Genomic DNA, 25,538 nt, shown 5'->3' with positions numbered 1-25,538 from the left:
GGCGGCAGCAGGCCGTCGGCAGGTCCCCCTCCTGGACACCTGGGAGGACCCGAATGCCCGTCACGAACGACACGACCGACACGACCGACCACGGCACCCGCGCCGCGACCGGCACCCGCCGGCCCGTCCCCACGGCGAAGGTGGTGGTCGGGCTCGTCGCCGCGGTCCTCGCCGGCGTCGCCGTCCAGCTCGTCGGGCTGCCGTCCGGCCCGACCCTCTTCGGCACGGACCTCGCCGACCTCACCACGCCCGTCGCCCTGTTCGTCGCCCTGCTGCTCGGCAGCGCCGTCGGCGTCGCGGGCGCCCGCGCGCCCTGGCGCGTCGTCGACATCGTCGTCGCGAGCGTCCTCGGCGTCGCAGGCGGCCTGCTCTTCGCCGTGTGGAACGCCTTCGCCTACCCCGTCGTGTCCGCGACGGTCGTGCCGCCGGTGTCCGCCTGGTACGTGGGCGTCTGGCTGCTGCCCGGCGTGCTCGGTGGCCTCGTCATCCGCAAGCCCGGCGCCGCCGTCTACACCGAGCTCGTCGCCGCGGTGCTCAGCGCGCTCATCGGCAGCTCGTGGGGGTTCAGCGTCGTCTGGTACGGCCTGCTGCAGGGCCTCGGCGCCGAGCTCGTGCTCGCGGTGTTCCTCTACCGCTGGTTCCGGCTGCCGGTCGCGCTGCTCGCCGGGGCGGGGGCCGGCCTCGTCGTCGGCCTGCTCGACACCTTCGTGTACTACCCGGAGCTGACCGTCCCGGTGCAGCTCGCCTACATCGGCCTGTCGATCGTGTCCGGGGTCGTCGTCGCGGGCCTGGGCGCGTGGGCGCTCACCCGCGCGCTCGCCCGGACCGGCGCGCTCGCCCCGCTGCGGTCGGGCCGGGACGCCGAGCGCGTGTGACGGACGGGCCCGAGGTCCCGGACGCCGCCCCCGCCGCCGGCGTCGCCGTCACCGCCCGCGGCTGGGGTTGGCGGCACGCCGGGCGCCGGGCGTGGGCCGTGCGAGGCCTCGACCTGCACGTGCCCGCCGGCCAGCGGGTGCTGCTGCTCGGCCCGTCCGGCGCGGGCAAGTCGACCGTGCTCGCGGGCGCCGCCGGGCTGCTCGACCCCGGCGACGGCGAGCGGGACGGCAGCGGCGACGAGGTGGGTGAGCTCCTCCTCGACGGCGTCCCCGCGCGCCGGGCACGCGTCGAGGGGGTCCGCGCCGGACGGGCCCGCTCGGGCCTGCTCCTGCAGGACCCGGTCGCGCAGACCGTCCTCGCCCGCTGCGGCGACGACGTCGCCTTCGGCCTGGAGAACCACTCGGTGCCGCCCGCGGAGATCTGGCCGCGGGTCGACGCGGCCACGGCCGCGGTCGGCTTCCCCTACGACCGCGCCCACAGCACCGCACGGCTGTCCGGCGGCGAGCGGCAGCGCCTCGCGCTCGCGGGCGTCGTCGCGCTGCGGCCGGGCCTGCTCCTGCTCGACGAGCCGACGGCCATGCTCGACCCCGCCGGCGCCGACCTCGTCCGCGCCCGCGTCGCCGACCTGCTGCGCTCCGGAGCCGGCACCGCGCTGCTCGTGGAGCACCGCGTCGGGCCGTGGCTGCCCCTCGTCGACCGCGTCGTCGTGCTCGAGCCGGGCGGCGGCGTCCGCGCCGACGGCAGCCCGGCGCAGGTCCTCGAGGAGCACGGCGAGCGCCTCGCGGCCGAGGGCGTGTGGGCCCCGGCCCACCCGCCGGCGCGACCCACCCGCCGCGCGGTCCCGCGACCGGCGGCCGACGTGCTGCTGCGGGCGCGGGGCCTCGCCGTCCGGCGCCCGGGCGCCGTCGCGCCCGCCGTCAGCGGCGTCGACCTCGACGTGCGCGTCGGCCGGGCCACCGCCGTGGTCGGCGCCAACGGCGCCGGCAAGTCGACCCTGGCCCTCGCGCTCGCCGGGCTGCTGGCCCCCGACGGCGGGGAGCTCGTCGCGCTCCCTCCGCTGGCCGGCGGTGCCGGTCCGGCGCCCCACCGCTGGCGGCCCCGGGAGCTCGCCGCGCGCATCGGCACGGTGTTCCAGGAGCCGCAGCACCAGCTGGTCGCCGCGACCGTGGCCGACGAGCTCGCGGTCGGCCCCCGCGCGCTCGGGCTGCCCGAGGCGGAGACGGCCGACCGGGTGGCCGAGCTGCTCGAGCGGCTGCGGCTGGGACACCTCGCCAGGGCCAACCCCTTCACGCTGTCCGGCGGCGAGCAGCGCCGGCTGTCCGTGGCGACCGTGCTCGCGACCCGGCCCCGCCTCCTCGTGCTCGACGAGCCGACGTTCGGCCAGGACGCGCGCACGTGGGCGCAGCTCGTCGCGCTGCTCGCGGAGCTGCTCGACGACGGGACGGCCGTCGTGGCGGTCACGCACGACGAGGCCTTCGTCGACGCGCTCGCCGACGACGTCCTCGCGCTCGGTCCGCCGCGGGACGTGGCCGAGTGAGCCTGCCGACCGACGTGCTCGCGGGCCCCGTCGGCGTCGACACGGGTGCGCCGCTCGCCCGGGCCAACCCCGTCGCCAAGCTCGCCGTCGCGGCCGTGCTCGGTCTCGCGCTCGTCCTCACCACCGACCTCGTGACGGTCGCGGTCGCGCTCGCCGGCGTCCTGCTCGCCCTGCCCTTCGCCGGCCTCGGTCCCCGGGCGCTGTGGCGGCGGGGCTGGGTGGTCGTCGTCGCGGCCGTGCCGTCGGGGGTGTTCACCGCCCTGCTCGGGGTCGACTCCGGCGACGTGGTGTGGGCGTGGTCGGTGGGCGGCGCGACGCTGCTCGACGTCACGACGGGCTCGCTGCAGTCCGGGCTCGCCATCGCGCTGCGGATCCTCGCGATCGGCCTGCCGGGCGTCGTGCTGCTCGCCACGACCGACCCCACCGACCTCGCGGACTCCCTCGCCCAGGACCTGCACCTGCCGCACCGCTTCGTGCTCGCGGGCCTCGCGGGCATGCGGCTGTTCGGGGTGCTCGCCGAGGAGTGGCAGGTCCTCACGCAGGCCCGCCGCGCCCGCGGGCTCGGCGGCGGGGGCCGCTGGAGCCGGCTGCGCACCCTCGGCGGGCAGCTGTTCGCGCTGCTCGTGCTCGCCGTCCGGCGGGCGACGGTCCTGTCGACGGCCATGGAGGCGCGCGGGTTCGGGGCGGTGCGTGAGCGGACCTGGGCGCGCCGGAGCCGCTTCACCGCCCGGGACTGGGCGGTCGTGCTCGGCGGCGTCGCGCTCGCGGTCCTCGCGACGACCGTCGGCGTCCTCGCCGGCACGTGGCGGCTCGCGCTGGTGGGGTGAGCCGACGCCCGCGCTGGCAGGATCGCCCACGTGAGCGACGTCAGCACCCGCCGTCTCGGCGACCGTCAGGTGTTCCCCGTGGGTCTCGGCGCGATGCCCCTGTCGTCCGCCGACCTGGTCCAGGACCGGGACCGGGCGGTGGCGACCGTGCACGCGGCGCTGGACGCCGGGGTCACGCACGTCGACACCGCGCTCATCTACGCACCGTCACCCGACCAGGCCGGGCACAACGAGGCCCTCGTCGCCGAGGCGCTGCGGACCTGGGGCGGTGACGCCTCCCAGGTGCTGGTGGCGAGCAAGGCGGGACTGCGGGCCGGTCCCGACGGCGTCGTGCGCGACGCGAGCCGCGACGGCCTGCGCCGCATGTGCGAGCAGAGCCTGGCCGCGCTCGGGCGCGACCAGGTCGACGTGTACTACCTGCACCGGCACGACCCCGCGCTGCCCTACGCGGAGCAGGTCGCGAACCTGCTCGCGCTGCGCGACGCGGGGCTCGTGCGGCAGGTGGCGGTGTCCAACGTGACCCCCGAGATGCTCGAGGTCGCCCTCGACGTGGCCGGCGGGCCCGACGACGGCGGCGTCGTGGCGGTGCAGAACGAGTTCTCGCCCCGCTTCCGCCGCGACCCCGGGGTCATGACGACGTGCGAGGAGCGCGGCATCGCCTTCGTGCCGTGGTCGCCGTTCGGCGGGGCGTCGCAGGCGGCCGAGGTGGGGTCGCGCTACGCGCCGTTCGCCGAGGTCGCCGAGGCCCACGGCGTGAGCGCGCACCAGGTCGCGCTCGCGTGGCTGCGCGCGCTGTCCCCTGCCGTCGTGCCCATCCCCGGCAGCTCGCGACCGGCGACGATCGAGGACTCCGTCGGCGCGGCGCGGCTCGCGCTCACCCCCGAGGACGTCGAGCGCCTCAGCGCGACCCGGCCCGAGGGCTCGTCGCAGTTCCCGGACGACGAGCCCGCGCCGCCGCTGCGCTGACGACCGGGCTGCCGCGCCGCAGCGGCCGCGGGGCCGGGAGCGTGTCCCGCACGACCTGCGTCCCGGCGAGCAGGTCGCCGAGGCGCCGACGGTCCTCGCGCGCGAGCACGAGCGGGGCCCCGACCACGAGGTCGGCGGGGACGACCAGGGCGCGCACGGTGCACGCGGCCAGGCCCGCCGGCCGGCCGCGGCGGTCGACCACGCGCAGGCCGGCCCACCGCATGCCGGGTGTCCGCCCGCCGTCCCGCGCCGGCCACACCACGACGACGGCGAGGAGCACGACGACGCTGGCCGTCGTGCACGCGAGCAGGGTGAGCGCCGTGCCGGAGCCCGTGGTGACGGCGGCCACGAGGCCGAGCAGCCACGGCACCGAGAGCAGCAGGAGCAGCACGAGCACGTCGACCACGCCCTGCAGCACGCGCTCGACGAGCCCGACCGGTCGCAGCACGGCGTGACGCAGCCCCGACGCCGACCCCAGCGGGTCGCTGCCCGGGGCCACGGGGACGTCGCCCGGGACGGTGCCGCTCGCTCTCACCCTGCGACGGTAGGAGCGGACGGGGCGCCGGCACGGGCCTTCGCCCCGACCCTGTCCGAACGGGGGAGCCCGGTTCGTCCGAGGCGTCCGGTCGGCCGGGAACGTGGTTCACCGGCGGCGCAGCGGGTACTCCTCCTGCGACCGCCTCGACCTGCGGGACGGCGACGACGAGGGAGGCACCGTGTCCGACTCCGACAAGACCGAGAACCAGATCGACAAGATGGGCGGCCAGGCCAAGGAGGGCCTCGGCAAGGTCACCGACGACGAGTCGATGGAGCGCGAGGGCCAGAAGGACCAGTCGAAGGCCGACCTCAAGCAGGCCGGCGAGAAGGTGAAGGACGCCTTCCGCTGACGTTCCTGCCCCACCCGCACCACCCGAGCCACCCGCCCGTACGCCCGTACGCCCGTACGCCTGTACGGCCGTACGACGCCGAGAGGGCCGGATGTCCACGTCCCCGACGCGGGGACGTGCGCATCCGGCCCTCTCGGCGTGGCCGGTGGATCGGGACGCGCGTCAGAAGTTGCCGCGGCGCTCCTGCTCGCGCTCGATGGCCTCGAACAGCGCCTGGAAGTTGCCCTTGCCGAAGCCGAGCGAGCCGTGCCGCTCGATGATCTCGAAGAACACGGTGGGCCGGTCGCCGACGGGCTTGGTGAAGATCTGCAGCAGGTACCCGTCCTCGTCGCGGTCGACGAGGATGCCGCGGCGCTGCAGCTCCTCGACCGGCACCCGGACCTCGCCGATGCGCGCCCGCAGCTCCGGGTCGGTGTAGTACGACTCCGGCGTGTCGAGGAACTGCACGCCCGCGGCGCGCAGCCGGTCGACGGCGGCGAGGATGTCGTCGGTGGCCAGTGCGAGGTGCTGCGCGCCCGGGCCGCGGTAGAAGTCGAGGTACTCGTCGATCTGGCTCCGCTTCTTGCCCACCGCGGGCTCGTTGAGCGGGAACTTCACGCGGTGGTCGCCGGAGGCCACGACCTTGCTCATGAGCGCGGAGTACTCCGTCGCGATGTCGTCGCCGATGAACTCCGCCATGTTCGTGAAGCCGAGGATGCGGTTGTAGAAGTCGACCCACTCGTCCATGCGGCCCAGCTCGACGTTGCCGACCACGTGGTCGAGCGCCTGGAACACCTGCGGCCCGGGCTCCGCGACGGTGCCGACCGCGCTGCTGCGGGACTCGTAGCCGGGCAGGTAGGCGCCGGTGTAGCGGGACCGGTCGACGAGGGTGTGCACGGTGTCGCCGTACGCACCGATGGTGGCGAGGCGGACCGTACCGTGCTCGTCGGTCAGGTCGTGCGGCTCGGTGACGACGCGGGCGCCCTGGGCGCGGGCGTGGGTCACGCAGCGGTCGACGTCCGGCACCTCCAGCGCGATGTCCATGACGCCGTCGCCGTGCGCGCGGTGGTGGTCGGCGACGACGCTGTCGGGGTCGACGGCGCCCTTGAGCACGAAGCGGACCGCGCCCGTCGTGAGGACGTAGGCGTGGTGGTCGCGGTTGCCCGTCGTGGGGCCGGAGTACGCGACCAGCTCCATGCCGAAGACGTGCTGGTAGAACAGCGCCGCCTGCGTCGCGTTGCCGCACGCCCACACCACGGCGTCCCAGCCGCTCACGGGGAACGGGTCGCTCGTCGCGTCGTACTCCACGAGGCCGACGAGCTGCGCGAGGGTGTCGGCGTCGAGGTGCGCGAGGCGCTCGGCGTCGGTGAGGGTCTGCTCGAGGGTCATGACGTCTCCTCCGTCGGCTGCGGGCGGCCCGTGCCGCCCGTCTCGTCCACGGCCATGACAGCGTCGCGCGAGCCAGGTGGGCAACCTGTCAGCCCGAGGTGGTCAGCAGGCCCAGGACGGGTCAGACGAGGAGCCACGACCTGTGCACTCCGGCTAGGTTGGGCGCGTGGACCTCGACGGGCTCGACCTCGCCCTGCTCGAGTCGCTGCGGGAGCAGCCGCGCGCAGGGGCCCTCGAGCTGTCGAGGACCCTCGGGGTGGCGCGCGCCACCGTGCAGGCGCGGCTGCGCCGGCTGGAGGACGGTGGCGTCGTGCGCGGCTACGGCCCGGAGGTCGACCTCGCCGCGGCCGGCTTCGGGGTGCGCGCCTTCGTCACCCTCGAGATCGCCCAGGGCGGTCTCACCGAGGCCGCTCGCGACCTCGCGGCGGTCCCGGGGGTCGTGGAGGCCCATGCCGTCACCGGCGTGGGCGACGTCATGTGCACGGTCGCGGCGGCCTCCCACGAGCAGCTGCAGGAGACGCTGCTGGCCATCAGCCGCTCGTCCGTCGTCGTGCGCTCGACGAGCGTCGTGGCGCTGTCGACGGTGGTGGCGCCGCGCGTGCTGCCGCTGCTGCGCTCCGTGGAGCGGCCGTGGCCGTCCCGGGCGAACCCGGCACGCGGGTGAGCCCGGAGCGTGGTGCCCGGCCGGCTCGTCCCGCCCGACCGGCGCAGGCCCCCGCCCCGGCTATGGACCCGCGGGCCGATCGGCAGCACCATCTCCGTGTGGGCGTCCTCGGGTGGCGGGTGAGCGCGCGGTGAGGCTCTACCTCGACTCCGCGATGGTCGGTGACGTGGCGCCCCTGCTCCGGACGGGCGCGTTCGCCGGGGTCACGACGACCCCCGGCTCCCTGGCCAGGGTCGGCGTCCTCCGCGACGACGTGCCGTTGCTGGTCGCCGACCTCGTCGCGGCCGGCGCGCCCGAGGTGGTCGTCGAGGCGCGGGGCCGCGAGCCAGAGACGCTCCTGCGGGACGCGCGGCGCCTCACCACCGTCCACCCCGTCGTCACGGTCGCGCTCCCCGCCACGCGGCCGGGGCTCGCGGCCGCGACGGCGCTCGTGGCCGAGGGGCGCACCGTGCTCGTCAGCGGCGTCGTCCGTCCCGGTCAGCTGCTCGCCGCGCTCGGGACGGGCTGCCGGTGGGTGGCGCCCCACGTCGCGTCCGGTGCCGGACTCGGCGGCGGGACCGGCCCGGGCGCCCGGCCGGCCGACGGCGGGGCGCACCTGCGCGCGGACGCGCTCGCCGACGCCCTGTGCATGCAGGACGTCCTCGCCGCGTCCGGGGCGCGCGAGCGCACCGCGCTGCTCGCGACCGGGGTGCTCGACGAGGACGCGCTCGTGCGGCTCGCCGTCGCCGGGGTGGCGGCCGCGACGCTCGCGCCGGAGCTCGCCGGGTCGCTGCTCGACGACGAGGCGACGGGCACGGGGGCCGAGGACCCGCAGCCGGCCGGCCCGTGACCACCCGCGCAGGGCCCCGCCCGTCGGGACCAACGTCCCGACGCGGCGAGCCGGTCCGGCAGGAGGCTGGACGTGCGCGACCACCGCGGTCGACGCGCACAGGGAGGTGGTCCTCGTGACGGTCGGCAGCCAGCAGGCACCCCGCGCCGGTCTCGCCCTCGCCCCCGTCGTGGTCGGGGTCGACGGCTCGCAGGAGTCGTACCGGGCCGTCGACTGGGCCGTGGCGCACGCCCGCGGCACCGGGCGCGACCTGCGTCTCGTGCACGCCTACGGCGGCGGGTCGAGCGCGCTGCGCATCGAGCTGGCCGCGCAGGGCGCCGACGTGGGGGCGGCGTCCGCCGCGCAGGCGGTCCTCGACACCGCGGTCGGCTACGTCGAGGGTCTGCTGGGGGCGGACAGCGGCATCTCGGTCGAGGGCCGGCTGCACCTGGGTGCGGCGGCGGGTGCGCTGCGCGAGGAGTCGCGCCGGGCCTCGCTCGTCGTGGTCGGCTCCCGCGACCACGGCGGGCTCACGGGCCTGCTGCTGGGCTCCGTCGGCGTGCCCGTCAGCGCGCACGCCTCGTGTCCCGTCGTGGTCGTGCGCGGCGCCGAGCACCGGGACCCGGGGCCGGACGCCCCGGTCGTGGTCGGCGTCGACGGCTCCGGCGAGGCGAGCGCGGCGGTCGGCTTCGCCTTCGCGGAGGCGCACCGCCACGGCTGCCCGCTCCACGCCGTCCTCGCCTGGGACGAGCTGTGGATCGGGGCCCCGGAGCTCGCCGACCCCGTGCCGACCGGGCCCGTCCTGCAGGAGGCGGCGGTGCGCATGGTGTCGGAGACGCTCGCCGGCTGGGCCGAGGCCTACCCGGACGTCGCCGTCACGCGCGTGGTGGAACGGGGCCGGCCGGCCCCGGTGCTGCTGCGCGAGGCCGCGGGGGCGCGGCTGGTCGTCGTCGGCTCGCGCGGGCGCGGCGGCTTCGGCGGGCTCCTGCTCGGCTCGACGAGCCAGACCCTGCTGCACCGCAGCCCCGTCGCCGTCGCCGTCGTCCGGCGCACCTGAGCGTCCCCGCGCCGGTCGTGGGACCCCCGGCACGTCCGCCGCGCGGCGGAGCGCCGCGCGGTCCCACGACCGCGCGGGGTCAGCGGCCGACGAAGCCGGTCGCGTCGCCGGCGCTGCGGGCCCGCGCGAGGCAGTACACCCCGAACAGCGCGAAGCCGATGCCGATCGCGCCGACGAGGTACGGCCCGAAGGGCATGCCGAGCAGCGTCTGCAGGCCCTCGTCCAGACCACCCGCCTCCTCGCTGCTCGATCGCAGCGCCGCGAGGAGGAACAGCACGCCGATCGTCCCGTAGGCGACGCCCTTCGCCGGGTAGCCGATGCGGCCGCTGTAGTCGACGACCTGGCGCGCACGGTGCGACAGGTCGAGGGTCTCCACGTCCTGCATGTACTTGCGCGTGACGCCCTTGTACACGTGGTAGCCCGCGACGACGAGGACGCCGACGCCCACGAGCCCCACGAGCACCTGCCCGAACGGCAGCGCCAGCAGCCGCGCCGTCAGGGTCTCCTCCGACGACCCGCCGCCCGAGCCGCCGCCCGAGCCGCCACCGATCGCGATCGAGAAGGCGGCGACCGCGACGATGCCGTAGCCCACGGCCCGCCCGGCGGCCTTGAGCCGGTCCTTCGTGCCCGCGTCGTCGGGGTCCAGCACCGCCTCGAGGAGCTGCCAGAGCACGAGGAGGGCGAGGCCGATGGCGATGAGCCAGATGACGACGAGGCCGAACGGCTGCTGCGCGAGGCTGCGCAGCGCGCCGCTCGTGGAGGTGTCGCCGCCGCCGCGGAAGGCGAGGTTGAAGGCGAGGACGCCGAGGGCGATGTGGAAGACGCCGTAGACGACGTAGCCGTAGCGGCCCACGCGCTGGAGGGTGTCGACCTCGTCGGAGTCCTTGACGTCCTCCGCGGTGTCCCGCAGGTCGTCGGCGGCGTCGCGCGAGCGACGGGAGGTGGGGGTCATGGCCCGCGACGGTACGCCGCTGACGCGCTCGCGCCAGCGGACGCGAGCCCGCCGCGCCCGCCGCCGCGCCCGCCGTGTCGCCGGAGGACCTCGTTCAGGCCAGGGACTGGACGAGCACGTGCCGGCTCGGCGGCTCGTCGAGGCGCACGGGGTAGCCGCCGGGGGCGGCCACGAGGTGCGCGCCGTCCTCGGGGGTCACGTCGATCTCGGCGCCGGCCACGACGCCCGCCCGGACGAGGGCGACCAGCAGCGCTCGGGGGCTCTGCGCGGGCTCGCCGAGCCGCACGAGGCGGAAGCGGCCCGGGCTCGTCACGCTGCTGAGCGGGAGCTGCCCGTCGGCCGGGCCGAGCGGGTGCGTGCCGTCCGCGGCCGTCGGGATGGGGTTGCCGAACGGCGACGTGCTCGGGTCCCCCAGCAGGTCGACGAGCCGCTCCTCGACGCGGTCGGACACGACGTGCTCCCAGCGGCACGCCTCCTCGTGGGCGTGGTCGAGCTCCAGGCCGATCACGTCGACGAGCAGCCGCTCGACGAGGCGGTGCTTGCGCAGCACGGCGGTGGCGATGCGGCGGCCCTCCTCGGTGAGCTGCAGCCGCCGGTCGTCGGTGAGGTCCACGAGCCCGTCGCGGTGCATACGGGCGACCGTCTGGGACACCGTCGGCCCGGAGTGCCCGAGCGCCTCGACGATGCGCGCCCGCATGGGGACGACGCCGTCCTCCTCCATCTCGAGCACGACCCGCAGGTACATCTCCGTGGTGTCGATGAGGTCGTGGCTCACGGCCTCATTCTGCCGTGCCGGGGCGGTCCGCATCGTCGTGCCTTCCGGTGGGGGTCTCCGGTGGCCCGGACGGTCGGCCGGGACGGGCCTGACGCGCCTGAGCCCCCTCGTATTAGGTTAGCCTCACCAATAACGGCACGGCAGCGCCCCGATATTCCCGGGAGGTGGGTATGGCGACGGCGTCGACGGTACAGGCGCGCGACGGCGCGCCCTCGCCGCCGACCCGTCCCGCGGCACGACGCAGTGCCCTCGCCTCGGCGCCGTCCCGCCTCGTCGGGCTCCTCCTCGCCGTCGCCGGCCTCGGCCTGCTGTGCCTGCTGAGCCTCGCCGTGGGGTCCAGGCCCGTCGCCCTCCCGGACGTCGTCGCCGCGCTCACGGCCTTCGACCCGGGGCAGGAGGACCACGTCGTCGTCGTGTCGCTGCGCGTGCCGAGGACCCTCGTCGCGCTGCTCGTCGGCCTCGGTCTCGGGCTCGCCGGTGCCGTCATGCAGGGGCTGACCCGCAACCCGCTCGCCGACCCCGGGATCCTCGGGGTGTCCGCCGGGGCGGCGCTCGCCGTCGTCGTCGGCATCACCGTGGGCGTCTCGACCCTCGGCGCGCAGGTGTGGCTCGCCCTCGCCGGCGCCGCGGTGGCCTCCGCCGTGGTGTACGCACTCGGCTCGACCGGCCGCAGCGGCGCGACCCCCGTCGCGCTCGCCCTCGCCGGCGCCGCCGTGACGGCGTTCCTCGTGTCGGTGACGACGACGCTCCTGCTGCTCGACAGCGCGACGCTCGACCAGTACCGCTTCTGGGCGGTCGGGCACGTGGCCGGTCGCGACCTGTCGGTCGCGGCGCAGGTCGCCCCGTTCCTCGCGGTCGGCGCGGTGCTCGCGCTCGCGTCGGGGCGGGCGCTCAACGCCCTCGCCCTCGGCGACGACGTCGCCCGGTCCCTCGGCGCGCGCGTCGGCCTCACCCGGGTCGCGGCCGCGCTCTCGGTCGTGCTGCTCGTCGGTGCCGCCACCGCCGCCGCCGGGCCGATCGCCTTCGTCGGGCTCACCGTCCCCCACGTCGCCCGCGCGCTCACCGGGCCCGACCACCGCTGGGTGCTCGCGTACTCGGCCGTGCTCGCGCCGGTGCTGCTGCTGGCCGCCGACGTGCTGGGGCGCGTCGTGGCCCGCCCGGGCGAGCTGCAGGTCGGCATCGTCACCGCCGTCGTCGGCGCGCCCGTGTTCATCGCCCTCGTCCGCCGTCGCACGCTGGCCCAGGTCTGAGGGGCCCGACGTGACGACCACCACCTCGACCACCACCACCGCCACGACCTCTCGCCACGCCTCCGTCCGGACGGCGCCGGCGGTCGCGCCGGGGACCGGGCCGACGAGCCCGTCGACCACGACGCCGGGCCCCGAGCAGCTCGCGGCCGTCGTGGCCGCCGTGCGGCGGGGCCGGACCACGGGCCGCGCCCGTGCGGTCGTGGTGGGGCTGCTGCTGCTGCTCGGCTGCGTCGTCACCTTCGCGGCGTCCCTGGTCGTCGGCGAGTTCGCCCTCCCGCTGCGCGAGGTCGCCCTCGCGCTCGTGGGGCGCGGCGGGGACGACGCCGCCTTCGTCGTCGGCACGCTGCGCCTGCCGCGGGCGGTGACGGCGGTCCTCGTGGGCGCGGCCTTCGGGCTCGGCGGCATCGTCTTCCAGAGCCTCGCGCGCAACCCGCTCGCGAGCCCCGACGTCATCGGCGTCAGCGCGGGGTCCACGGTGGCCGCCGTCGGCGTCCTCGTCGCGGGCACCGCCTTCGGGGTGCAGGTCGACCAGGCGCTCCTCACCCCCGCGGCCTTCGTGGGCGGCCTGCTCGCCACGACCGCCATCTACCTGCTCGCGTGGCGGCGGGGGCTGTCCGCGTACCGCCTGGTGCTCGTCGGCATCGCCGTCGCGGCCATGCTCAACGCCGTCACGAGCTACCTGCTGACGCGGGCGGAGATCACCGACGCGCAGCGGGCGTTCGTGTGGCTGACGGGCTCGGTCAACGGCCGCGGCTGGGACGACGTCCGCGTCATGGCGCTCGCCCTGGTGGTGCTCGTGCCCCTGCTGCTCGTGCTCGCCTCCCCGCTGCGGACGCTGCAGCTGGGCGACGACACCGCGCGCGGTGTCGGCGTGCGGGTCGAGCCGTCGAGGGCCGCGCTCGTCGTCGTGGCCCTCGGCTGCGTGTCGGTCGCGACGGCCGTGGCGGGACCCGTCGCCTTCGTCGCCTTCGTGGCCGGCCCGGTCGCGCGCCGCCTGGTCGGGACGCCCCTCACGGTTGTCCCCGCCGCCCTCACCGGCGCCCTGCTCGTCCTGCTGTCGGACCTCGTGGCGCGCACGGCCCTCGCGCCCACGGAGCTGCCCGTCGGCATCGTCACCGGCCTGGTGGGCGCCCCGTACCTGCTGTGGCTCCTCACCCGCGCCAACCGACTCGGAAGGACCGGCTGAATGAGCATCCTCCACGCCGTCGCACCCGACGCCGCGGCCTCCGGCGCCTTCCGTGCCGCGACCGTCCCCGCGGCGCCGGCGGCGGCCGCGCCCCCGGCGGTGCCCGTCGACGCGCGGCTCGCCGCCGAGGGGCTCTCCCTCGGCTACGACGGCCGGCGCGTGGTCGAGCGCCTCGACGTGCGGGTCCCCACCGGGCGCGTGACGTGCGTCGTCGGCGCCAACGCGTGCGGCAAGTCCACCCTCCTGCGCGGCCTCGCGCGCCTGCTGCCGCCCGAGACCGGTCGGGTGGTGCTCGACGGCGGGGACATCGCGCGGATGCCGACCCGCGAGGTGGCGCGCCGCCTCGGCATCCTGCCCCAGCAGCCCGTCGCGCCCGACGGCATCGGCGTCGCCGACCTCGTGGCCCGCGGCCGCTTCCCACACCGCTCGTGGGCCCGGCCGTGGGGTCGCGACGACGACGCCGCCGTCGCGCGCGCGCTGCTCGCCACCGGCACCGCCGACCTCGTCGACCGGCACGTCGACGAGCTGTCCGGCGGCCAGCGCCAGCGGGTGTGGATCGCCATGGCCCTCGCGCAGGACACCGACCTCATGCTGCTCGACGAGCCGACGACGTTCCTCGACCTCGCCCACCAGGTGGAGGTGCTCGACCTGCTCGCCGAGCTGAACGAGACCCGGGGCCGCACCGTCGTGCTCGTCCTGCACGACCTCAACCAGGCCGCGCGCTACAGCCACCACCTCGTCGCGATGAAGGACGGTCGCGTCGTCGCGGAGGGAGCGCCCGCCGACGTCGTCACCGAGGAGCTCGTCGCCGACGTGTTCGGCCTGCGGGCGCGCGTCGTGCCCGACCCCGTCACGGGCACGCCGATGGTCGTGCCGCTCGGGCGGCGCGGCGGACGGGTGCTCGCGCCCGAGGTCGGTGCGCCCGCCCCGGAGCCGGCCGGGCCGCACGGCGGCGCGGAGGTCGCGCCGTGACCCTCGCGCCCGAGCGGCCCGAGCCGCCCCTGCTGCAGGCGCCGACCCCGACGGCGTGGCTCGCCGAGCACCTGCACGCCCACCTCGCGCGCCACGACGGCCCGGGCGCCGCGTCGCACCGCTGGACCTCCTACGGCGCCCTGCTCGACGGCGGCCTGGCGCGGCTGCACCGCACCGTGCACGCCCGCGAGGGCGGCACGGCGCAGATGGTCGCCAAGTGGGTGGTGACGTGGACGGCCGGGCGGGTCGCCGACGTCGTCGGCTTCGTCCTCGCCGCGGGCGGCGCGGGGCTGCTCGCCGACACCGTGGGGGAGGCCGGTGACGGCCTGCGCTGGCGGCAGGACCCGGACGGCTGGGCCGACCGGCTCGACGTGCGCGGCGCCACGCTGCTCGTCACGCCCGGGCACCCGTGGGCGCGGCTGGCGGGCCTGCCCGTGCCGCCCGGCCAGCACCGGGTCGAGCTCGTGCGCGACGAGGACGAGCTCGTCACCCGGACCGTCGACTCCCTCGTGCGCGCCGTCCGCCCGCTCGTCGACGCCGCGCGCGGCCTCGCGCGGGTCGGCGCCCGCGCCCTGTGGGCCGAGGTGGCCGACGAGGTCGGCATGGCCACGCTCTACCAGCCCCACCTGCCGGTGCGCGACGAGGTGGTGCACCGGCTGCAGGCGGCGCTGCAGGCGCCCGGCGCGCCGTGGCGGGTGAGCCCGCACGTGCGCACGGTGTCGACGCCGTGGGGCCGGGCCTACCTGGGCCAGAAGGGCGGCTGCTGCCTCGCCTACCAGCGCCCGGAGCCGGAGCCGCTCGCCGAGGAGCACCTCACCGACGCGATGCGGGAGTACTACGCGCGCTTCCCGCCGGAGACGGGGGCGCAGCGCGTGTGCACGACCTGCTCCCTGCGCGACCCCGCCGGCTGCGCGGAGCGCCAGCTGTGGTGGCTCGAGCAGAACCTCGCCACCCCCTGACCCCGTCCGACGAGGAAACCCGGCCGACCCGACCAATCCGGACGCGCGAGCCTGCCGTACCCCTCCCGACCGCCCGCCGTCAGGCGGGATCGTCGACCGAAGGGAACCGACATGAACCGCGTCCGACTTCTCACCGTGCCCGCCGTGGCCGGTGCCGCCCTCGTCCTCGCCGCCGCCCCGGCGCTCGCGTCCTCCACCGCGTCCGGCTCGGCGCAGGCCGACCTCCAGCCCGTGCCCGTCAACGACGCCCCCGGCGTCGGCCAGGCGATGGTCGAGGTCGACGGCACGACGCTCAGCTTCATGCTGGAGTCCACCGGCCTGCTCGCCGACGCCCCCCACGCCGCGCACATCCACTACGGCGAGGACTCCATGAACGCGTGCCCGACCGCCGACGCTGACGCGGACGGCGACGGGTTCCTCACGACGACCGAGGGTGCGCCGGCGTACGGCAGCATCGTCGTGTCGCTCACCACCGAGGGCGACACCTCCCCCGACTCGGGCCTGGCCGTCGACCGCTTCGGTGTGGGCGAGGAGATCAGCTACTCCCGCGGCGACGTCGAGGTCAGCGCCGACGTGGCCGAGGACATCGTGTCCGGTGAGGCCGTCGTCGTGGTCCACGGCGTCGACCACGACGGCGACGGTGCCTACTCCGAGGGCGAGCGCGGCGCGTCCGACCTCGACCCGTCGCTGCCGGGTGAGGCCACCGACCCCGCCCTGTGCGGTGTGCTGCAGGCCTCGCAGATGGGCGAGATGCCGGCCGGCGGCGTCCAGACCGGTGAGGCGCAGGCCACCACCGGCGGCGTCGCGCTCGCGGCCGGCGGCGCCGTCGCGCTCGCCGGCGGTGCGCTGCTCCTGGCCCGTCGCCGCACGGCGGACCAGGCCTGATGGCCACGGACGCCGGGCGGCCCCGCGCCGCCCGGCGTCCCGCCCGCACGGTCCTCGCGACGGTGCTCGGGGTGCTGCTCGTCCTCGGCGGCGGCACCGCGGTCGTCGCGGGGCTGTCGGGCCGGGACGCCGCGGCGCCCCCCGCCGTCCCCGTGGGCGGGGTCAGCGCCACGCCCGCACCGACGGCTTCCGCACCCTCGCCCACGCCCACGGCCCCCGCCGCAACCGGCGCGGCCGCCGGGGACGGCGCGCAGGGACGGGCGCTCGCGGCCCCGCCGTCGGCCACCCCGTCGCCGGAGCCGTCCACGTCCAGCCCCGCCCCGGTCGCGGCGGCCCCCGTGGCGGCGCCCGTCGCGGTCCGTGTCCCCGCCGCCGCGATCTCCTCGGAGCTGCTCCACCTCGGGCTGCAGGACGACGGCACGCTCGAGGTGCCCGAGGGCCCCGACTTCGACACCGCGGCGTGGTTCGACGGCTCGCCGCGCCCTGGTGAGGTCGGTCCCGCCGTCCTGCTCGGCCACGTCAGCAGCGCCGCCCGCGGCCCGTCGGTGTTCTACGAGCTCGGGGACCTGCGACCCGGCGACCGCGTCGAGGTGGACCGGGCCGACGGCACGACCGCGGCCTTCGAGGTCTACGAGGTCCAGCAGTTCCCCAAGGAGGGTTTCCCGACCCTGCAGGTGTACGGCAACACGCCCGGTCCCGAGCTCCGCCTCATCACGTGCGGCGGCACGATCGCGGAGAGCACGGGCCACTTCGAGGACAACGTCGTGATCTTCGCCCGAGAGGTCTGAGCGACCGTGGCGACGGTCGCGGGCGGCACCCCCGGCCGGCCGCTCGCCCCCGTCGTCCGGCGCGGGACGTCGGCAGCGCGCCTCCGCCGCCCGCGTGCTGCGGCCCGCCTCGGGCCGTCCGCCCTGGGGGTCCTCGCCGCCGTCGCCCTCGTGGCGCTCCTGGTCGCCGTGCTGGTGGCTGCCCTCCGCGCCGGCGGCGGGGCGCCCACCGCCACCGCGCCGGGGCTGCCGGACGCGGGCCTCGTGACCCGTTGGGGCCTGCCCGCGCTCACGCTCGCGAGCCGTCTGCTCGCCGTCGTGGCGGTCGGCGACGTGCTCCTCGCCGCCTGGCTGCTCCCACGCGTCCGCGGTGCGCCCGGTGTCGCGGCCGCCCGGGCGTGGCGGGGGGCGCGGGCCGTCGTCGCGGCCTGGGCGGTGACGGAGGCGCTGCGCCTGGTCCTGCTCGCGAGCACGCTCGTCGGCGAGCCGGCCTGGCAGCTGTCGCCCGGTGTCGTCGCCGACGTCGCCCGCCTGCCCGCCGGGACCGCGGCCGCCGTCGGCGCGCTCCTCCTCGCCGTCACCGCCGCGGCGCTCGGTGCGGTGCCCGACGGCACGGCCCGTCGCCTCGTGCTCCTGCCGCTGCTCGCCGCGGCCGCGCTGCCGGTCCTCACCGGCCACGGCGCCGGCGAGGGCCACCGGCTCGTCGCCTGGTCGCTCGTCGCCCACGTCGTGGCCGCCCTCCTGTGGCTCGGCGCGGTCGTCTCGATCGTGCGCTGGCGGGCGTGGCTCACCGACCCGCTCGTGCCCGCCCGGCGGCTCGGTCCGACGGCCGTCACCGCCGTCGTCGTGCTGGGGGTGAGCGGCCCGGTGTCGGCGCTCGCCCTCGCCTCGCCGTCGGGCACGCCGTCGTGGGCGGCGGTGCCGGTGCTTCTCGGCAGCGGGTACGGCGTGCTGCTCGCGGTCAAGTCCGCCGCGCTCGGCCTGCTCGTCGTCGTGGGCGCCGCCCACCGGCGCCGGACGCTCCCGCTGCTCGCGGCGGGACGGCCGGGTGCGTTCCGTCGGCTGCTCGTCGTGGAGGTCGTCGTGATGGCCGCGACGGTCGCCGTCGCCGTCGCGCTCGCGGGCTCCCCGCCGCCCGCACCCGCGGGAGCGTCGAGCCCGGCACCGGGGCCGCCGGCGGCGACGGACCCCGCGGCGACGGACCCCGCGGCACCGGACCCCGCGGCACCGGACCCCGCGGCACCGGACCCCGCGGCCGCGGACCCAGCGGCACCGGACCCTGCGGCCGTGGCGGACGGTCCCGCGGGCCTGGAGGACATGAGCGGCCACGACCACGGGGAGCTGTCCGTGGGGGTGCTCCTGGACGGCGACCGCGCCCACGTCGGCAGCGTCGCCCGGCCGGGCCGGCCCGTCACCGTCTACAACAGCAGCCGGGGCACCGTCACCCTCACCGCCGAGGACGGCGGCTTCGCCCTCACCGTCCCCGGACGCACGTTCGCGACGTTCGAGGCGCCGGCGGCGGGTGACCACCCGTTCACGACGACGAGCGACCCGGGCCGGGTCGAGGTGCTCGTGGTGCGCGCGCCGCGACTCGCCACGCGGGCTCCGGAGGGTGCACGCTGTGCGACGTCGCGGTGACGGGAGGAGGTCGGCGTCGTCATGTCCCGTCTGCCCCGGTGGGGCCGGGTAGAGCGGCCGCTCGGGTCGGTCGTGCTGCCGCTGCTGCTCGTGGCGGGCATCCTCGTCGCCGACCACCTCGAGGGCCCGAAGACGGCGTTCGTCGGGGTGCTCGTCGCGGTCCCCATGCTGTCGGCGGTCTTCGGCCGCCCGCTCACCGTGGCCGGCGTCGGCGCCGTGACGATCCTCGCCGCGTGGCTGTACGGGCAGCAGGCCGCCGACGGACAGGTGTCCGCGCAGGTGACGCGGCTCGTCGTCCTCGCGGTGCTCACCGTCGTCGCGGTCCTCGTCGCCGCGCACCGGGTCCAGGGCGAGCGGACCGTGGCCCGAGCCCAGCGGGTCGTCGAGGCGGTGACGGACGCGATCATCCGGCCCATGCCGGAGCGCGTCGGCCCGGTCCGCGTCGCGGCCCGCTACCTCGGTGCGGACGCGGAGGCCGACCTCGGTGGCGACTTCTACGACGTCGTCGCCACACCCTTCGGCGTGCGGGTCGTGGTCGGCGACGTGCGCGGCAAGGGCCTCGGCGCGGTGCGGCTCGCCAACTACGTCCTGGGCTCGTTCCGGGACGCGGCCCGCCGCGAGCCCGAGCTGCGCGACGTGGTGGCCGCCCTCGAGATGATCGTCGCCACGGAGGGCGGCTCCGAGGACTTCGTGACGGCGGTCGTCCTCGAGGTGGGCGACGGCACCGTCACCGGCGTGTCGTGCGGGCACCCCCAGCCGCTCCTGCTCGCGTGCGACGGCGGGCACCGCGAGGGCGGGCTGCCGGTCGACGTGCCGCTCGGGCTGGGCGCCGGCACGGCACGTCCTGCGGGTCTCGCGCACCCGGCGCCCGGGGGGATCCTCCTGCACAGCGACGGGCTGACCGAGGCGCGCGGGTCCGACGGACGGTTCCTCGAGGTCGGGCGCGTGCTCCGGCCGCTCGGGGGGCTGGAGTCCGACGCGCTGCTCGACGCGGTGGTCGCGTCGCTGCGCGAGCACGTCGGCGGGCGGCTGCGCGACGACGTCGCCCTGCTGTGGCTGGACGTCTTGCCGTCGGGCCCGGTCCCGGGACCCGTGGCCCCGCACTGGACGGAGCGGAGTCCCCAGCCGACCTGACGCGTCGGGCGCCGCGGGACGCTCAGCGCGCCGCGCGGGCGAGCGCGGTCACGAGCGACTCGACCCGCACGTGCCCGAGCACCTCGCCGGTCCGGCTGGTGACGAGCAACGGCGACCACCGCTCGCGGGGACCGCGCGCGACGGCGCGCTGCGCGGCGTCCACGACCGGGGTCGAGGGCGCCATGACGGTCGCGCGCACCGCGCCGTCGTCACCGAGCAGCCAGTACGTCCCCACGTCGTCGCGCACGTGCCCCAGCGGCGCGGTGTCCAGCAGCGAGGCGACGGTGTCCTCCACCCGGGCCATGCGCGCGCGTCGCCGCACCAGCTCCGGGTCCGCGCAGCCCGCCCACGGCGCGGCGGGACGACCGAGCAGCCAGCCCTGGCCGATCGGCACGCCCAGCCGGGCGAGCGCGGCCAGCTGGGTCTCGGTCTCGACGCCCTCCACGACGACCCACGCGTCGAGGTGGCTGCACAGCTCGCCGAGGACCTGCACGAGCAGCTCGGCGGCCGGGTCGTCGCCGAGCTCGCGGACGAGCCCGCGGTCGACCTTCACCATGTCCGGGCGCAGCCGCATGAGCTGGTGCAACCCCGCGTAGCCGGCCCCCACGTCGTCCGCGGCGACGAGCGCGCCCGCGGCGCGCAGCCGGGCCACCACCTCGTCGACCGGTGCGGTGTCGTCGGGCCACGCGTGCTCGGTGATCTCCACGACGAGGCGGGTGAGAGAGCGCCGGGCCAGCAGCGGCGCGACCGCCCCCGCCGCGACGAGGTCGCCGGGGTCGACGTTGACCGTGAGGAAGGTGTCGCCCGGCAGCTCGGGCAGCAGGCGCAGGACCGCCTCGCAGACGTGCGCCTGCAGGGCGGCCGAGCCCCCGAGCCGGTGCGCGGCCGCGAAGAGCCTGTCGGGGGCGACGTCCCACTCCGCCGGCACGCGCGCGAGCGCCTCGTAGCCGGCCACCCCGCCCGTCGTGAGGTCGACGAGCGGCTGCGCGACGACCGTGAGGAGCGAGGGGTCGGAGAGCACTGCCCGGACGGCGTCCTCGGCCGTCACCCGCGCGCCGCCGCCCTGCCGGGGGACGGCCCGCACGTCGGTCCCGCTCAGGCGTCGACCAGCGCGCCGCGGACGGCGAGGACGAGCTCGGCGGGCACCTCGACGAGGCCGTGGTCGCGGACGGCGTGCTCGCCGACCCCCACGAGGATGTCGTCCTCACCGCCGACGAAGGTGGCGGAGCAGCCGGGCACGACGTCGCCGCAGCGGAAGCGCTTCATGAGGTCCCTCTCGGTCAGGGCACCCGCCCTCGGGCGCACGAGGGGGGTCATCGTCGCGGCGCGGCCGGGCCTCGATGCTCCGACCGGGTGAGGTCGGCCGGCGGTGCGATCCGGTCGCTCGTCAGGTCCGGGCGACCGCGAACACGACGACGTTGTCGGCGTAGGAGCGCCGGTCGCGCTCGAACACCCCGCCGCACGTGAGGAGCCGCAGGGTCGGCACGGGGGTGGGGCCGTAGACGGCGGCGGTGGGGAAGTCGTCCTTGTCGTGCTGCTGCACGTCGACGACGTCGAAGGTGACCGTCGTGCCGTCCGCGAGGTCGACGTCGACGGCGTCACCCGGGACCAGCTCGCCGAGCCGCGCGAACACGCCGGGCCCCGTCGCGGAGTCGACGTGCCCGGCGAGCACCGCGGGGCCGGTGCGGCCCGGGACGGCCGACGCCCGCAGCCAGCCCGCGGTGCCGGCGTCGCCGGGGACCTCGATCGTCCCGTCGGCCTGCACCCCGAGCCCGACGAGCGGCTCGTCGAGCCCGAGCGCGGGCACGCGCAGCCGCGCGGGGGCGACACCCGCGGCCACCGTGGCGGCTCCCGCCCACGACGGCGCGGGCGGGGCGGCCGGCCCGCTCTCCGCCTCCGCCGAGGGAGCCGGGGACTGCGGCACGACGGACGACGACGGCGACCCCGATCCCGACGGCGACCCGGACGTCGGGCCGGACGTCGGGCCGGACGTCGGGCCGGACGTCGGGCCGGACGACGGGCCGGACGACGACGCGGACGACAGGGTGGGAGCCGGGAGCGCGGCCGGCCCGTCACCGCCCGGGGCGAGGCCCCGGACGACGAGCGTCGCCGTCGCCGAGACGAGCAGGACGAGCGCCGCCACGGCGAGCGCGCCGCTCCGCGACGTCCGTCGCGGCGGTGCGGCCGCGCGGTGGCGGGCTCCCGTCACGACCGCCGGGCGCGGGTCCTGCGGGCTCGCGCCGGCGCGGGTCGCTGCCTCGTGACGCCGAGCACCACGAGGACGAGCGCGGCGGCACCGGCGACGAGCGCGGCGAGCGTCGTCACCGCGCGCGACCCCGGCTCCGGCGCGGCCAGCCCGCCGAAGCCGGTGGCGGCGGCACCCTGCGGCACCGTCTGCGGGCCGGCGGCGTCGAGCACCGGCCGCACCTCGACGCCGTCGTCGGAGTCGGTGTCGTCGAGGACGAGCAGCGTGTACACCCCGCCCGCCTGCAGGTCGACCTCGTCGTCGGCGGCGGTCCCCGCGGGGCCCGTCACCTCGACGGGGCTCGTGCCGGCCGGCGCCCCGCTGTAGCCGCTCGCGGTGCCCAGGCTGGCGGTGCCGACCTGCTCACCGGCGACGGCGACCGTCACCTCGGGGGCGCGCGCCGACGCCGCGAGCACGCGCACGTCGGCGCTGCCCGCGGCGGGCGTGTCGAGGCGGTCCTCCAGCAGCTCCAGCCGCGGGTCGGACGCCGACCCGAGCCCGGCGACCGTGTACGCCTGGCCCGGAGCCAGGGAGAACGTGAGCTGCAGCAGCGGCGGCTCGGAGGGGTCCGTGCCGGCCGGGCGCAGACCGACCGCGTAGCGGCCCGGGTCCAGCGGCACGTAGTCGCCGACCCCGCCGTAGGACGCGGACGTCTGCAGCAGCGGCGCCGTGTTGCTGCCGTCGCCGCCCTCCGCGGAGAAGGGGGTGAGCCGGATGTCCATCGTGCCGAGCTCGGGCACGAGGTGCGCCGGGCGCAGGTACGCCGGGGCGGAGCCGCCCGCCGAGGCGGTCGCACCCGGGGCGAGGACCGCCGCGAGCGCCCCGGCCACGAGGACGGCGAGGAGGGTCCGCGCCGCAGCAGCCCGTCGTCGGCCCGACCGGATGCCGTCGCGGCGAGTGGCGGTTCGGTCGCGGACGGTCGTGTCCTGCCGCATCGTGTGCACCATCGGTCCTCCGGGGGTCACGCAGGGTACGCAGAGGTCGCGTGCAGTGGCGACCACGCCCGTCATCATGTGACGGTACGTCGCGCAGTGCGAGCCGGAGGGAGGGTGGTCGGTCGTGGGCTGGGTCCTCCTGGCGGTCGTCGTGACCCTGCTCGCCTTCGGTGCGGGGCTGCTCGTGGGCTGGCTGTACTGGGGCCGGCGGTTCTTCGTCGGACGGCTCACCCGGCAGGACGCGGAGTCCCTCGCGCTCGTCCGGCTGGAGCAGGAGCGCGGGCCGCGGCCGGACGGCAGGTCCGGTCGGTGACCCCCCGCTGGCCCGTCCGCTTCCACGAGCCCCGGGCACGCAGCCCGTGGCCGGCGGTGGCCACGGGGGTCCTCTCCCTCGCCGTCCTGGTGCCGGTGCAGGTCGCGCTCGTCGACCGCGCCCTCGACCCGGGCGCCGCGGGCGGCGGCACCGCCGTCGCCGCGCCGCCCCCCACGCCCGCCGTCCCGACGGGGCCGACGCAGGGACCGGGCGAGACCTCGGCCGGCGCGTCCGACGGGCCCGCGCGCCCGGGCCCGTCGGACGCCCCCGGCGAGACGAGCCGGTCGAGCGAGGAGGAGGCGGTGCCGGAGGCGTCCGCCGCCGCCGCCCAGACCGTCGTCGTGTCGTTCGACACCGGCGCCGTCACCGTGCCCGAGGCGGACCTCGACCGGCTGGACGACCTCGTGTCCGACGCGGGCCCGTCGTCCCGCTTCGTCGTGACGGGCTTCGCCGAGCCGAGCGGCGACGCGGTCCTGGAGGACCAGCTGTCGCTCGGTCGTGCGGAGGCCGTGGTCGAGGTGCTGCTCGCGGAGGGGGTCGACGCGCAGCGCGTGCGCACGGTCGCCGCGGGGGCCGCGGACCCGGCGCCGCCCGGCACGCCGCCGCGCCGCGTCAGCGTGGAGCTGGTGCCGTGAGGGGGCCGCTCGGCTCGTGCGGGGTCCCGGGCGCGCTGCCGGACGCGCTGCCGGGCGGGTCGGCGGGCGGGTCGGCGGGCGGGTCGGCGGGCGGGTCGGCGCGCGACGTGCCGGTCTGCACCGACCACATCGCGGCGTAGGCGCCGCCGCGCGCGACGAGCTCCTCGTGCGTGCCGGCCTCCACGACCCGGCCCGCGTCGAGCACCCAGATGCGGTCGGCGTCGCGGACCGTCGAGAGCCGGTGGGCGACCATGAGCGCCGTGCGTCCGGCCGTGACGCGGGCGAGCGAGCGCTGGATGGCCGCCTCGGTCTCGTTGTCGACCGCGGAGGTCGCCTCGTCGAGCACGAGCACCGCGGGGTCGCGGAGGATCGCGCGGGCCAGGGCGAGGCGCTGCCGCTGCCCGCCGGACAGGGTGACGCCGCGCTCGCCCACGAGCGTGCCGTAGCCGTCGGGCAGCGCGCGGACGAAGTCGTGCGCCTCCGCCGCGCGGGCCGCGGCCTCGACCTCGGCGTCGCCCGCGTCGGGGCGGCCGTAGGCGATGTTGTCCCGCACGGTGCCGCGGAACAGGAAGACGTCCTGCGCCACGTAGCCGATCGCGCCGCGCAGCGGCTCCCAGCCGAGCTGCCGGACGTCGACGTCGTCGAGCAGCACCTGGCCCTCCCGGGGGTCGGTGAAGCGGAGCACGAGCCGCAGGAGCGTCGACTTGCCCGCGCCGGTCGACCCCACGACGGCGTGCACCTCGCCCGCCGGCACCACGAGGTCGACGCCGCGCAGCACGTCGGGGCCGTCGTCGTAGCCCGCGCGCACGCCGCGCAGCTCCACCCGTCCCCGGGCCGGACCGGGCAGGACGCCCGTGCCGGGCCGGACGCCCGGCTGCTCCCCGAGCAGCGCGAGCACGCGCCGGGTCGAGGCCATGCCGCGCTGGTAGAGGTCGAGCACCTCGCCCACGTCCGTCAGCGGCCACAGCAGCCGCTGCGTCATGAAGACGAGGACCGAGTACAGACCCACCTCGAGGTCTCCGCGCAGCGCCGCCCAGCCGCCGAGCAGCAGCGTGGTGGTGAAGCCGGCGAGGATCGCCATGCGGATGAGCGGCACGAACGCCGCCGAGGACCGGATCGCGCGCGTGTTCGCGAGCCGGTACTCGTGCGAGGCGGCCGTGACGCGCTCGAGCTCGCGCTCCTCGGCGGTGAACGCCTTGATGGTGTGCAGCCCGCCGAGGTTCGCCGCGAGCGTCCCGCTCAGCGACGACACCGCCTCGCGCACCCGCGCGTACAGCGGCACGAGGCGGCGCTGGAACCGCAGCGACCCCACGACGATGACGGGGATCGGCGCGAACGCGAGCAGGGTGAGCGTCCACGAGCTCGCCGCGAACACCGCCCCGACCAGCACCACGTTGAGGGTCGTCTGCAGCACGCGCGGCGCGCCGACGTCGAGGAACCGCTCGAGCTGGTTGACGTCGTCGTTGAGCACCGCGAGCGTCGCACCGGCGGGCCGGCGCTCGTGCCAGCCGACGTCGAGGCCCTGCACGTGCGCGTACGCCTCGACCCGCAGGTCGTGCTCGACGGCCTGCGCGAGGCCGCGCCACAGCACCGAGGCCGCGTAGTCGCTCACCGACTCCAGCACCCACACCACGACGTTGACCACCGCGAGCCACGCGAGCTGGGTGAAGCGGTCCTCGACGCCGAGCAGCGCGGCGACCAGGGAGTCGTCGCCACGCACGACGACGTCGATGGCCGCGCCGATGACGAGCTCGGGCACGACGTCCATGACCTTGTTGACCGTCGACGTGGTGACCGCGAGGACCAGCCGCGGCCGGTAGGCGCGGTAGCGGGACCACAGGGCGCGGAGCGGGTGCACGGCAGAAGGGTCGCACCACTGCGTGGTGCGCCTGTGCGGCTTCG

At 77.3% G+C, this 25,538-nt stretch carries 27 protein-coding genes; 18 read left to right on the top strand and 9 right to left on the bottom strand.

Annotated features, from left to right (window positions below):
• Positions 1-53: 53 nt before the first annotated feature.
• From WAA21_RS07825 to WAA21_RS07810, 4 genes are read left to right on the top strand one after another with little or no spacing between them, the layout of a single operon-like run.
• Positions 54-875, top strand: a complete 822-nt coding sequence (locus WAA21_RS07825; protein WP_336922222.1) for an ECF transporter S component — start codon at positions 54-56, stop codon at positions 873-875.
• Positions 872-2,413 (top strand): ABC transporter ATP-binding protein, encoded by a 1,542-nt coding sequence (locus WAA21_RS07820; RefSeq protein WP_336922221.1) that lies wholly within the window; start codon positions 872-874, stop codon positions 2,411-2,413. Before WAA21_RS07825 ends, WAA21_RS07820 begins: the two co-directional genes overlap by 4 nt.
• Complete coding sequence (locus WAA21_RS07815; protein WP_336922220.1) at positions 2,410-3,240, top strand: energy-coupling factor transporter transmembrane component T family protein; 831 nt, start codon at positions 2,410-2,412, stop codon at positions 3,238-3,240. The genes WAA21_RS07820 and WAA21_RS07815 overlap by 4 nt, the downstream gene beginning before the upstream one ends.
• A gap of 30 nt (positions 3,241-3,270) precedes the next feature.
• On the top strand, positions 3,271-4,206 hold the full coding sequence (locus WAA21_RS07810; RefSeq protein WP_336922219.1) for an aldo/keto reductase: 936 nt from the start codon (positions 3,271-3,273) through the stop codon (positions 4,204-4,206).
• Here WAA21_RS07810 and WAA21_RS07805 read toward each other — a convergent pair.
• On the bottom strand, positions 4,139-4,741 hold the full coding sequence (locus tag WAA21_RS07805; RefSeq protein ID WP_336922218.1) for an RDD family protein: 603 nt from the start codon (positions 4,739-4,741) through the stop codon (positions 4,139-4,141). The two genes, WAA21_RS07810 and WAA21_RS07805, sit on opposite strands and share 68 nt — an antisense overlap.
• A 181-nt stretch (positions 4,742-4,922) precedes the next feature.
• Here WAA21_RS07805 and WAA21_RS07800 point away from each other — a divergent pair, with 181 nt between their 5' ends.
• Entirely contained in the window at positions 4,923-5,093 is a 171-nt protein-coding gene (locus WAA21_RS07800; RefSeq protein ID WP_336922217.1) for a CsbD family protein, read from the top strand.
• Positions 5,094-5,255: 162 nt separating this feature from the next.
• Here WAA21_RS07800 and hppD read toward each other — a convergent pair whose 3' ends face one another.
• Positions 5,256-6,461, bottom strand: coding sequence for a 4-hydroxyphenylpyruvate dioxygenase (hppD, locus tag WAA21_RS07795; protein WP_336922216.1), 1,206 nt, complete (start codon positions 6,459-6,461; stop codon positions 5,256-5,258).
• A gap of 166 nt (positions 6,462-6,627) precedes the next feature.
• On the opposite strand from hppD, the gene WAA21_RS07790 reads away from it, so the two are divergent.
• The 3 genes from WAA21_RS07790 to WAA21_RS07780 all read left to right on the top strand — a co-directional run bounded on the left by WAA21_RS07790 (position 6,628) and on the right by WAA21_RS07780 (position 8,990).
• Entirely contained in the window at positions 6,628-7,125 is a 498-nt protein-coding gene (locus WAA21_RS07790; protein ID WP_336922215.1) for an Lrp/AsnC family transcriptional regulator, read from the top strand.
• Between the two features lie 130 nt (positions 7,126-7,255).
• A complete protein-coding gene (locus WAA21_RS07785) occupies positions 7,256-7,954 on the top strand; it encodes a hypothetical protein (RefSeq protein ID WP_336922214.1) in 699 nt (232 codons plus the stop codon).
• Positions 7,955-8,069: 115 nt separating this feature from the next.
• Positions 8,070-8,990, top strand: coding sequence for a universal stress protein (locus WAA21_RS07780; RefSeq protein WP_336922213.1), 921 nt, complete (start codon positions 8,070-8,072; stop codon positions 8,988-8,990).
• A gap of 79 nt (positions 8,991-9,069) precedes the next feature.
• Here WAA21_RS07780 and WAA21_RS07775 read toward each other — a convergent pair whose 3' ends face one another.
• A complete protein-coding gene (locus WAA21_RS07775) occupies positions 9,070-9,942 on the bottom strand; it encodes a DUF1206 domain-containing protein (RefSeq protein ID WP_336922212.1) in 873 nt (290 codons plus the stop codon).
• Positions 9,943-10,036: 94 nt separating this feature from the next.
• Complete coding sequence (locus tag WAA21_RS07770) at positions 10,037-10,717, bottom strand: metal-dependent transcriptional regulator (protein ID WP_336922211.1); 681 nt, start codon at positions 10,715-10,717, stop codon at positions 10,037-10,039.
• Positions 10,718-10,887: 170 nt separating this feature from the next.
• On the opposite strand from WAA21_RS07770, the gene WAA21_RS07765 reads away from it, so the two are divergent.
• The 8 genes from WAA21_RS07765 (at position 10,888) to WAA21_RS07730 (ending at position 19,508) form a co-directional block, all read left to right on the top strand.
• On the top strand, positions 10,888-11,967 hold the full coding sequence (locus tag WAA21_RS07765; RefSeq protein WP_336922210.1) for a FecCD family ABC transporter permease: 1,080 nt from the start codon (positions 10,888-10,890) through the stop codon (positions 11,965-11,967).
• Positions 11,968-11,977: 10 nt separating this feature from the next.
• On the top strand, positions 11,978-13,153 hold the full coding sequence (locus tag WAA21_RS07760; RefSeq protein ID WP_336922209.1) for a FecCD family ABC transporter permease: 1,176 nt from the start codon (positions 11,978-11,980) through the stop codon (positions 13,151-13,153).
• On the top strand, positions 13,154-14,125 hold the full coding sequence (locus tag WAA21_RS07755; RefSeq protein ID WP_336922208.1) for an ABC transporter ATP-binding protein: 972 nt from the start codon (positions 13,154-13,156) through the stop codon (positions 14,123-14,125).
• Positions 14,122-15,084, top strand: a complete 963-nt coding sequence (locus WAA21_RS07750; RefSeq protein ID WP_336922207.1) for a hypothetical protein — start codon at positions 14,122-14,124, stop codon at positions 15,082-15,084. Before WAA21_RS07755 ends, WAA21_RS07750 begins: the two co-directional genes overlap by 4 nt.
• A gap of 111 nt (positions 15,085-15,195) precedes the next feature.
• Positions 15,196-15,969 carry a CHRD domain-containing protein gene (locus WAA21_RS07745; RefSeq protein WP_336922206.1) on the top strand — a complete coding sequence of 258 codons (774 nt, stop codon included), beginning with the start codon at positions 15,196-15,198 and terminating at the stop codon, positions 15,967-15,969.
• On the top strand, positions 15,969-16,757 hold the full coding sequence (locus tag WAA21_RS07740) for a class F sortase (RefSeq protein WP_336922205.1): 789 nt from the start codon (positions 15,969-15,971) through the stop codon (positions 16,755-16,757). Before WAA21_RS07745 ends, WAA21_RS07740 begins: the two co-directional genes overlap by 1 nt.
• Before the next feature lie 6 nt (positions 16,758-16,763).
• On the top strand, positions 16,764-18,374 hold the full coding sequence (locus WAA21_RS07735) for a CopD family protein (protein ID WP_336922204.1): 1,611 nt from the start codon (positions 16,764-16,766) through the stop codon (positions 18,372-18,374).
• 21 nt (positions 18,375-18,395) lie between these two features.
• On the top strand, positions 18,396-19,508 hold the full coding sequence (locus tag WAA21_RS07730) for a PP2C family protein-serine/threonine phosphatase (protein WP_336922203.1): 1,113 nt from the start codon (positions 18,396-18,398) through the stop codon (positions 19,506-19,508).
• Between the two features lie 22 nt (positions 19,509-19,530).
• Here WAA21_RS07730 and WAA21_RS07725 read toward each other — a convergent pair whose 3' ends face one another.
• From WAA21_RS07725 to WAA21_RS07710, 4 genes are all read right to left on the bottom strand, one after another.
• Positions 19,531-20,592, bottom strand: a complete 1,062-nt coding sequence (locus WAA21_RS07725) for an EAL domain-containing protein (protein ID WP_336922202.1) — start codon at positions 20,590-20,592, stop codon at positions 19,531-19,533.
• Positions 20,593-20,603: 11 nt separating this feature from the next.
• Positions 20,604-20,774: a DUF1059 domain-containing protein gene (locus WAA21_RS07720; RefSeq protein WP_336922201.1), complete on the bottom strand. Its 171-nt coding sequence runs from the start codon at positions 20,772-20,774 to the stop codon at positions 20,604-20,606.
• Positions 20,775-20,895: 121 nt separating this feature from the next.
• Positions 20,896-21,651, bottom strand: a complete 756-nt coding sequence (locus WAA21_RS07715) for a class F sortase (RefSeq protein WP_336922200.1) — start codon at positions 21,649-21,651, stop codon at positions 20,896-20,898.
• Positions 21,652-21,713: 62 nt separating this feature from the next.
• Positions 21,714-22,688: a DUF4397 domain-containing protein gene (locus WAA21_RS07710; protein WP_336922199.1), complete on the bottom strand. Its 975-nt coding sequence runs from the start codon at positions 22,686-22,688 to the stop codon at positions 21,714-21,716.
• A 124-nt stretch (positions 22,689-22,812) separates the two neighbouring features.
• Between WAA21_RS07710 and WAA21_RS07705 the strand changes: the two genes are divergently transcribed.
• Together WAA21_RS07705 and WAA21_RS07700 are read left to right on the top strand one after the other, a co-directional pair.
• Entirely contained in the window at positions 22,813-23,001 is a 189-nt protein-coding gene (locus WAA21_RS07705; protein ID WP_336922198.1) for a hypothetical protein, read from the top strand.
• Entirely contained in the window at positions 22,998-23,636 is a 639-nt protein-coding gene (locus WAA21_RS07700; RefSeq protein WP_336922197.1) for an OmpA family protein, read from the top strand. Before WAA21_RS07705 ends, WAA21_RS07700 begins: the two co-directional genes overlap by 4 nt.
• Here the strand turns inward: WAA21_RS07700 and WAA21_RS07695 are convergent.
• Positions 23,614-25,494, bottom strand: a complete 1,881-nt coding sequence (locus WAA21_RS07695) for an ABC transporter ATP-binding protein (protein WP_336922196.1) — start codon at positions 25,492-25,494, stop codon at positions 23,614-23,616. The genes WAA21_RS07700 and WAA21_RS07695 overlap by 23 nt on opposite strands.
• Positions 25,495-25,538: the final 44 nt, after the last annotated feature.

It is taken from the genome of Aquipuribacter sp. SD81, assembly GCF_037153975.1.
Classification (GTDB): Bacteria; Actinomycetota; Actinomycetes; order Actinomycetales; family JBBAYJ01; genus Aquipuribacter.
The sequence above is the reverse complement of the archived record's forward strand: the minus strand, read 5'-3'. Positions and strand labels throughout refer to the sequence as shown.

Excerpts from the sequence above, each read along its gene's own strand:
- WAA21_RS07825 (WP_336922222.1), top strand. The coding sequence starts at position 54 with ATGCCCGTCACGAACGACACGACCGACACGACCGACCACGGCACCCGC.
- hppD (WP_336922216.1), bottom strand. The coding sequence starts at position 6,461 with ATGACCCTCGAGCAGACCCTCACCGACGCCGAGCGCCTCGCGCACCTC.
- WAA21_RS07775 (WP_336922212.1), bottom strand. The coding sequence starts at position 9,942 with ATGACCCCCACCTCCCGTCGCTCGCGCGACGCCGCCGACGACCTGCGG.
- WAA21_RS07765 (WP_336922210.1), top strand. The coding sequence starts at position 10,888 with ATGGCGACGGCGTCGACGGTACAGGCGCGCGACGGCGCGCCCTCGCCG.
- WAA21_RS07755 (WP_336922208.1), top strand. The coding sequence starts at position 13,154 with ATGAGCATCCTCCACGCCGTCGCACCCGACGCCGCGGCCTCCGGCGCC.
- WAA21_RS07745 (WP_336922206.1), top strand. The coding sequence starts at position 15,196 with ATGAACCGCGTCCGACTTCTCACCGTGCCCGCCGTGGCCGGTGCCGCC.
- WAA21_RS07740 (WP_336922205.1), top strand. The coding sequence starts at position 15,969 with ATGGCCACGGACGCCGGGCGGCCCCGCGCCGCCCGGCGTCCCGCCCGC.
- WAA21_RS07730 (WP_336922203.1), top strand. The coding sequence starts at position 18,396 with ATGTCCCGTCTGCCCCGGTGGGGCCGGGTAGAGCGGCCGCTCGGGTCG.
- WAA21_RS07720 (WP_336922201.1), bottom strand. The coding sequence starts at position 20,774 with ATGAAGCGCTTCCGCTGCGGCGACGTCGTGCCCGGCTGCTCCGCCACC.
- WAA21_RS07710 (WP_336922199.1), bottom strand. The coding sequence starts at position 22,688 with ATGCGGCAGGACACGACCGTCCGCGACCGAACCGCCACTCGCCGCGAC.